Origin of the sequence: Paracoccus onubensis (assembly GCF_003591515.1) — a bacterium.
Lineage (GTDB): Bacteria > Pseudomonadota > Alphaproteobacteria > Rhodobacterales > Rhodobacteraceae > Paracoccus > Paracoccus onubensis.
In genome coordinates, this window is the sequence record NZ_QZCG01000017.1 from 102,168 (window position 1) to 109,004 (window position 6,837).

Genomic DNA, 6,837 nt, shown 5'->3' on the forward strand with positions numbered 1-6,837 from the left:
GAGGCTGTTTGCGGGTCGCGCCACTGGTTCAAGAGACCGGCCGGCGACGGGCAGCGCCCCCGCTTTTCACGAAATCCGTAGCGCCGCCTTACCCGGCAGCTTCCGCTGCAATCTGTGCGCGGTTCTTGCGGCCACGCTCGGTCGCGGATTTAAGCTGGCCGCAGGCGGCCATGATATCCTCTCCGCGCGGGGTGCGGATCGGGCTGGCATAGCCAGCCTTGTGGACGATATCCGCGAAAGCCTGAATCCGGTCCCAGCCTGAACGTTTATAGGGCGCACCGGGCCATTCGTTGAAGGGGATCAGGTTGATCTTGGCCGGGATGCCGCGAATCAGGCGGACCAGACGGCGGGCATCCTCATCGCTGTCGTTCACGCCGTCCAGCATCACATATTCAAAGGTGATCCGCTCGCTGTTGGACAGGCGCGGATATTCGCGCAGCGCGTCCAGCAATGCCTGAATATTCCAGCGGCGGTTGATCGGTACCAATGTATTGCGCACCTCGTCGGTGGTGGCATGGAAACTGACCGCCAGCAGGCAGCCGATTTCTTCGGCGGTGCGGGCGATTTCGGGAACGACGCCGCTGGTCGAAAGCGTGATCCGGCGGCGCGACAGGCTAAGCCCCTCGTTATCCATCACCACCTTCATCGCATCGCGCACATTGTCGAAATTATACAGGGGTTCGCCCATGCCCATCAGGACGACATTGCTGATCAGCCGGGTTTCATCCCTGGGCGCGCCCGGAACCGGCCATTCGCCCAGATCGTCCCGCGCCACCATCACCTGCCCGACGATTTCGCCCGGGGTCAGGTTGCGCACCAGCTTCTGCGTGCCGGTATGGCAGAAGGAACAGGTCAGCGTACAGCCGACCTGCGATGAAACGCATAATGTGCCGCGGCCTTCCTCGGGGATATAGACCGCCTCGACCTCATGCCCGCCAGCGATCCGCAGCAGATATTTGCGCGTGCCATCGGCACTGACCTGCCGCGAGACGATCTCGGGCAGTGAAATCTCGAAATGCTCGGCCAGCAGGGCGCGGTAATCCTTGGCCAGATTGGTCATCTGCGCAAAATCGCGCAGGCCCCAGTGATAGATCCATTGCCAGATCTGCCCGACGCGCATCTTCGCCTGTTTCTCGGCCGTGCCGGCGGCGATCAATGCCTCGCGCAATTGCCCGCGCGTCAGGCCGACGATATTCGTCCGCCCGGTTTCGGGAAGTTTTCGTGGGATGGTCAGAACATCCTGCGTGATCGGAGCAGACATGAGGGGCACCGGAGAATTGATTGAAGGCCCGGACATAAGCGAAGCCAGGCCGTAAATCAACCGCTCACGCAGGAGTCCCGCGATTGTCGGGGCGCCTGTGACATTGTGTGTTAAAACGCCACTATGGCACGAAAGCATCAGCCTTCGCACCATGATGGCAAGGATCAAGCGTCGCCGATCGCTACTGGCAACGCTCTTTCGCGGTATTCGTGGCTGCCGTGATGCCCGACAGGCTGAACGTATCCTTGGTGACCGTCCCGCGCGAGGAGCGGCCGGTGATCACGACCTCGGATCCTGCGCGCAGCGCCGCGATCAGCTTCTGATCTTCGTCCGGGCTGCCGGTCCAGGCGTTTTCACCCTCGGTGAACAGATTGAATTTCTGTCCACCCACATCGACTTCGACTGTTGAGTCGGGTGCGAAAGGATAGCCGCCGGTAAAGGAGGCTTCGCCGTTATTTCCCGGGCGATAGGCGACATAAAGGCGGATATCGCCCCGGGTCACCTCTTTCTCGTTGCCCTCGCTATCGGCGTTCACCGTCGATTTCGGGGGTGATACCGCCCAGCATTCCTTGGGATTGTCGGCTGCGAATACCGTCCAGTCCCCTTCGGTTGCCACGACATTGTTGGATTCCTGTGCGCCCGCTGTCCCCAGCCCGGCCATCAGGAGCGCAACTGCGGTCATCCCGCGTAGCGTGAATTTTCCCATGCTCTGATCTCCTGCCATACTCTCGCCGCTTGGTTCGACGTTTTTGCTGATTGCGTCGGCCTTTTCAACCTTCTGTGGACAGGATACCGAAAAACGCGGCATGAAAAAGGGGAGCATGCGTAAAATCGCGCAATTGTCAGGGAGAAAATCGATGCAGGCAGCGGAAATGATCGAAATCTGGCGCGGTGGACGCTGTGAAAGCCTTCATTTCGGCCATGCCGTGGTTTGCGATACGGATGGCGTCGTCGAGGCGTGGGGGGCGCCGAACGAGGTGATCTTCCCCCGATCGTCCTGCAAGATGGTGCAGGCTCTGCCTCTTGTCGAAAGCGGCGCGGCGGATGCAGCGGGGCTGTCCGAGCGGCAACTTGCACTGGCCTGCGCAAGTCATAGCGGGGCCGCCATGCATGTCGAGGCCGTCGGCGACTGGCTGAAGGCGTTGGATTTGGGCGAGGAGGATCTGCGCTGTGGCTGTCACATGCCGAGAGACAAGGATGAGAACCGACGGTTGACCTGTTCGGATACCGAGCCGGATCAGAGGCATAATAATTGTTCGGGTAAACATGCGGGCTTCCTGACGCTGAACCGGCATCTGGGCGGCGGCGCGGAATATGTCGAGGTGGATCACCCGGTCCAGATCGCCGCGAAAGCCGCTTTTGAAGAGGTGACGGGTGAAACCAGTCCGGGTTTTGGCATCGATGGCTGCTCGGCGCCCAATCACGCATGCAGTCTTCAGGGGCTGGCTCGTGGCATGGCCCGTTTCGCCGATCCGGGCGGCGACCGGCGTGGGCAGGCGATGCGGCGGCTGGTCGAGGCGATGCGGAAATATCCCGAGATGGTCGCGGGCGAGGGGCGGGCCTGCACCACGCTCATGCGGGCAATGCGGGGCCGCGTCGCCGTCAAGACCGGGGCCGAGGGCGTGTTCGTCGCCATTCTGCCCGAGCAGGGACTGGGCGTTGCGGTCAAGGCGCTGGACGGCGCCACCCGTGCCAGCGAGGCGGCGATTACCGCGCTGCTGGTGCATCTGGGAGTTCTGGACGCGAAGGATCCGGTGGTTTCAGCCCTGCTGACGGGGCCAGTGCGGAACTGGCGCGGGATCGTGACCGGGGAAATGCGGACCGCGAAGGGGTTCCCCGACTGATTCGTCACGAATCCGACGCAATTTTCTGTTTTGATAACGGCTGAGAGGGCCACGCCCCCAATCGACCCTCTGTATTACCGTTCGGCCGACACCCCTTGGCAGAGCGGGTGTCGGCCCGCAAACGGCTTCAGAACATGTCCCAAAGCAGACGCAGCGCAAGTATGGTGGATGTCCCGACCAGAAGCGGCTTGATCAGCCTTGCGCCGATCCGTGCGGCCAGTCTTGCGCCCAGTGCGGCGCCCAGAATTTGCGCCGCTCCCATCGTCACGCCCAATAGCCACAGGGGGTGCCCGATCAGTGCAAAGCTCAGCAGGCCGCCCAGATTGGAAAACAGATTCAGCAGCTTGGTATGCGCGGTCGCCTTGAGCACGCCGTAACCGGCAAGCGTGACAAAGGCGATCATGTAGAATGATCCGGCCCCCGGTCCGAGAAGGCCGTCATAGAAGCCGATGAAGGGCACGATACAGGCGGTGAAAATCGCCGGAACGATCCTTTGCCGCCGGTCCAGATCGTTCAGGCCGGGTTTCAAGGCGAAGAAAGCGGCAACGCCGATCAGGATCACGGGCAGGATCAGCCGCAACTTGTCGGTCGGCAGATAGCTGACCAGTGCCGCCCCAAGAACGCCGCCCGCTCCGGCAACCAGCGCCGCCCGCCACTGTGTCCTGGGATCGACCAGCCCGCGTCGGGCATAGCTGATGATCGCCGTTGCCGTACCGAAGACGGCTTGCACCTTGTTGGTCGCCAATGCCTGCGCAGGCGAGACACCGGCCAGCATCAGTGCAGGCACCGTGATCAGCCCTCCGCCCCCGGCAATGGCGTCGATAAAACCTGCCGCGAAACCCGCGGCAATCAGGATCAGCACAAGATCAAGACTTATCTCGAACATCGGATATTCCGGCAAAGGTGAATGGCGGCGCGGTTATCGGCGGTTGACCGAAAACGCGGCCGCCACGGCAATGCGCTTTTGCCGGGGCGATGTAAAGCGCCATGGTCTCTTGCATATGGCACGGCGCCTGATCCCGGGCCTGTGTTTCCCGGGCGTTACCCGTGGGCGCGATCAGCCCGTGACGAATTCCTCGACGGAATAGCCCTGAAGATACAGAAGCGCGGTCAGATCGCCGTGATTGATGCGCAGTTTCGCCTGCTCGGCGACTGCGGGTTTCGCATGCAGGGCGACCCCTGCGCCGGCGATCTGCAGCATGCCCAGATCATTCGCGCCATCCCCGACCGCGATGACATCGGCAAAGGCAATCCCGCGTTCGGTGGTGATCTGTTCCAATGCCTCGACCTTTGCCTCGCGCCCCAGAATGGGTAGGGCGACACGGCCGGTCAGAAGACCGTCTTCAACCAGCAGCGTATTCGCCCGGTTCTCGTCAAAGCCCAGCCATTCCGCCACAACCTGCGTAAAGGCCGTGAAACCGCCCGAAACCAGGGCGGTATAAGCGCCGTTTGCCCGCATTGTCGCCACCAGTTCCCGCCCGCCCGGCGCCAGCGTGATCCGGGTTTTCAGAACCTCGCCGATAACGCTTTCCTTCAGCCCGGCCAGAAGTCCGACCCGTTCGACCAGCGCCTCGTGGAAATTCAGCTCGCCGTTCATCGCGCGTTCGGTAATCTCGGCCACCCTTGTGCCGACACCTGCCATTTCGGCCAGTTCATCGACGCATTCCTGCTCGATCATGGTCGAGTCCATATCGGCCAGAAGAACGGCCTTGCGCCGCCCCTCGGCAGGCTGGAAAGTCAGATCAAGCTGGATGGTCTGCAAATCCGTCCGGACCTGATCGAAATCTTCGGGAATGGCGGGAATCTCGAATTCGCCCGCGATGCCGGGATTAAGCCATTTCAGATGCGCGCCTTTCCACCGGCTTGCCAATTCATCCAGCAATTCCTCGTGCAGATTGGCGAGTCTCGGAGCGGCGATCAAGGAAACAGTAAACATGGCAAGCCTCCACAGCATTCCCGACATGCTTTAGACCAGATCGGCAAGGAAGGGAATCCGTTATGCCTCCTAACCGGCGAGTGATCAGGCAGGGGGCGGCCGCTTGACCTGCGGCAGTTTCGCCGGCGCCTTGGAAAGCTGAACGGCAAGGATTCCCACCATGATGATGCCGACGCCCAACACATCGCTTGCGCCGAGTTTCTCGCCCAGCACCAGAGCACCGATCATGACTCCGAAAAACGGCGAGAGGAAATGGAATGTCGCGGCGCGAACCGCTCCGATCCGCTTGACCAGCAGAAACCAGATCCAGGTCGCGGCCAGCCCCGGAACAAGAATGGTGTAAAGAAAGGCCCAGATCAGCCGCCCGTCGGGTGTGACATTCCAGTTTTCGAAGAACGGGGCGATGATGGCAAGCATCAGGGCGCCGACCAGCATCTGCAACCCGACGATCATCATTACATTGCCGCCCGAACTTGCGCCACGAACCGAGAGTGTCGCCACCGCAAGCGCAAAGGCCGCCATGAAGCCAAGGACGATCCCAAGCGGGTCGCTGCCGCCCTGAAGTCTTGCGCCCATGATGATAACCACCCCGATCAGCCCCAACAGCAGCCCTGCGAATCCGATTGGCGGCAACCGTTCCTTCATGAAGACCCATCCCATTGCCGCCACCATCAGCGGCATGGTCGCGGCGATGATCGAGGCAAGCCCGGCCTCGATCCATTGCATGGCGATCCAGTTCAGCCCCAGATAAATCGCGTTCTGGCACAGTCCCAGCACGATCACGGCGCGCCACTGAACCCGGCTGAGATTGCGCCATGTCTCGCCCATGAGCCACGCGACCGCAATGCCGATCACGCCGGAAATCGCAAAGCGCAGCGACAGGGCAAGAAGCGGCGGCGCTTCGGTGACGATCATCCGCGTGGTGGTGAAGGCCGAGGCCCACATGACCGCGAAGCTAACCCCCATCAGGATCGCGCGAATATCCATGACCGGCCTTTCCTGCAGATAATGCAGAACGGCTAGCAGATCATGAAGAGTGCAGGAAGGCGTAAAACACGCCGGGTATCCGCGAGGGGCGCGGGCCGGAAGCGGGGCATGCCGGCTGAAGCGATCCTTCCTGTCCGGCGATTCGAAGATGACGGCTATGGTCGGCGAAAACGGTCTGGTTTAAGCTCCCCTCATGAAGACGCTTGTTGCCCTGCTTCGCGCCGTAAATGTCGGAGGAACCGGCAAGCTTCCGATGGCCGCCCTGCGCATGATCTGTGAGCAAGCCGGTTTCGGGAATGTACGGACCTATATCCAGTCCGGGAATGTCGTTTTCGATACCAATCTGCCGGACGGAACCGTAAAGTCCAAGCTTGAGCGGCGGCTGGCCGAGCATATGGGAAAACCGGTCGGCGTCATGATCCGGGATAGCGCGCAGATGCGCAGCATCCTTGAGCGTAACCCATTTCCCGATGCGGCGCCCAATAAGGTTTCGGTTCTTTTCCTTGATCACACCGCGCCGGACAGGATCGCCGCTACCGCCAAACGACTGGCCGACGAAGAGATCGTTCCGAGCGGGGCCGAGATCTTTATCCATTACCCATCCGGCATGGGACGGTCCCGGCTTGGATTGCCGGCCATGAATGAGGGAACCGCCCGCAATCTGAATACGGTCGCGAAACTTGCGGCGATGGCGTCCGAGGATGCCCGGAGCCTGTCGCGCTGAATCGGAAACGCCGGTTAATTGCGTCCCGCGATGGCCGGGGGCGCTGCCCCCGGACCCCCGAGGTATTTACCGCAAAGAAGAAGGG

The 6,837-nt window shown here is 61.5% G+C and carries 7 protein-coding genes; 2 read left to right on the top strand and 5 right to left on the bottom strand.

All coding sequences use genetic code 11. From position 1 onward, the window contains the following. Positions 1 to 88: 88 nt before the first annotated feature. Positions 89 to 1,261, bottom strand: a complete 1,173-nt coding sequence (gene rlmN / locus D3P04_RS20780; protein ID WP_119751781.1) for a 23S rRNA (adenine(2503)-C(2))-methyltransferase RlmN — start codon at positions 1,259 to 1,261, stop codon at positions 89 to 91. Between the two features lie 181 nt (positions 1,262 to 1,442). Then, entirely contained in the window at positions 1,443 to 1,967 is a 525-nt protein-coding gene (locus D3P04_RS20785; RefSeq protein WP_182912953.1) for an invasion associated locus B family protein, read from the bottom strand. A 151-nt stretch (positions 1,968 to 2,118) separates the two neighbouring features. Between D3P04_RS20785 and D3P04_RS20790 the strand changes: the two genes are divergently transcribed. Beyond that, positions 2,119 to 3,105: an asparaginase gene (locus tag D3P04_RS20790; protein WP_119751782.1), complete on the top strand. Its 987-nt coding sequence runs from the start codon at positions 2,119 to 2,121 to the stop codon at positions 3,103 to 3,105. A 127-nt stretch (positions 3,106 to 3,232) separates the two neighbouring features. On the opposite strand, the gene D3P04_RS20795 is transcribed toward D3P04_RS20790, so the two are convergent. From D3P04_RS20795 to D3P04_RS20805, 3 genes are all read right to left on the bottom strand, one after another. Continuing rightward, positions 3,233 to 3,991 carry a TSUP family transporter gene (locus D3P04_RS20795; RefSeq protein WP_119751783.1) on the bottom strand — a complete coding sequence of 253 codons (759 nt, stop codon included), beginning with the start codon at positions 3,989 to 3,991 and terminating at the stop codon, positions 3,233 to 3,235. 171 nt (positions 3,992 to 4,162) lie between these two features. Beyond that, positions 4,163 to 5,041 (bottom strand): phosphoserine phosphatase SerB, encoded by an 879-nt coding sequence (gene serB, locus D3P04_RS20800; RefSeq protein WP_119751802.1) that lies wholly within the window; start codon positions 5,039 to 5,041, stop codon positions 4,163 to 4,165. 84 nt (positions 5,042 to 5,125) lie between these two features. Next, complete coding sequence (locus D3P04_RS20805; protein WP_119751784.1) at positions 5,126 to 6,028, bottom strand: DMT family transporter; 903 nt, start codon at positions 6,026 to 6,028, stop codon at positions 5,126 to 5,128. Between the two features lie 193 nt (positions 6,029 to 6,221). On the opposite strand from D3P04_RS20805, the gene D3P04_RS20810 reads away from it, so the two are divergent. Further along, entirely contained in the window at positions 6,222 to 6,752 is a 531-nt protein-coding gene (locus tag D3P04_RS20810; RefSeq protein ID WP_119751785.1) for a DUF1697 domain-containing protein, read from the top strand. The last annotated feature ends 85 nt before the right edge of the window (positions 6,753 to 6,837 follow it).

Bases quoted from the DNA above. Each gene is read 5' to 3' on its own strand.
- rlmN (WP_119751781.1), bottom strand. From the start codon at position 1,261: ATGTCTGCTCCGATCACGCAGGATGTTCTGACCATCCCACGAAAACTT.
- D3P04_RS20785 (WP_182912953.1), bottom strand. From the start codon at position 1,967: ATGGGAAAATTCACGCTACGCGGGATGACCGCAGTTGCGCTCCTGATG.
- D3P04_RS20790 (WP_119751782.1), top strand. From the start codon at position 2,119: ATGCAGGCAGCGGAAATGATCGAAATCTGGCGCGGTGGACGCTGTGAA.
- D3P04_RS20795 (WP_119751783.1), bottom strand. From the start codon at position 3,991: ATGTTCGAGATAAGTCTTGATCTTGTGCTGATCCTGATTGCCGCGGGT.
- serB (WP_119751802.1), bottom strand. From the start codon at position 5,041: ATGTTTACTGTTTCCTTGATCGCCGCTCCGAGACTCGCCAATCTGCAC.
- D3P04_RS20805 (WP_119751784.1), bottom strand. From the start codon at position 6,028: ATGGATATTCGCGCGATCCTGATGGGGGTTAGCTTCGCGGTCATGTGG.
- D3P04_RS20810 (WP_119751785.1), top strand. From the start codon at position 6,222: ATGAAGACGCTTGTTGCCCTGCTTCGCGCCGTAAATGTCGGAGGAACC.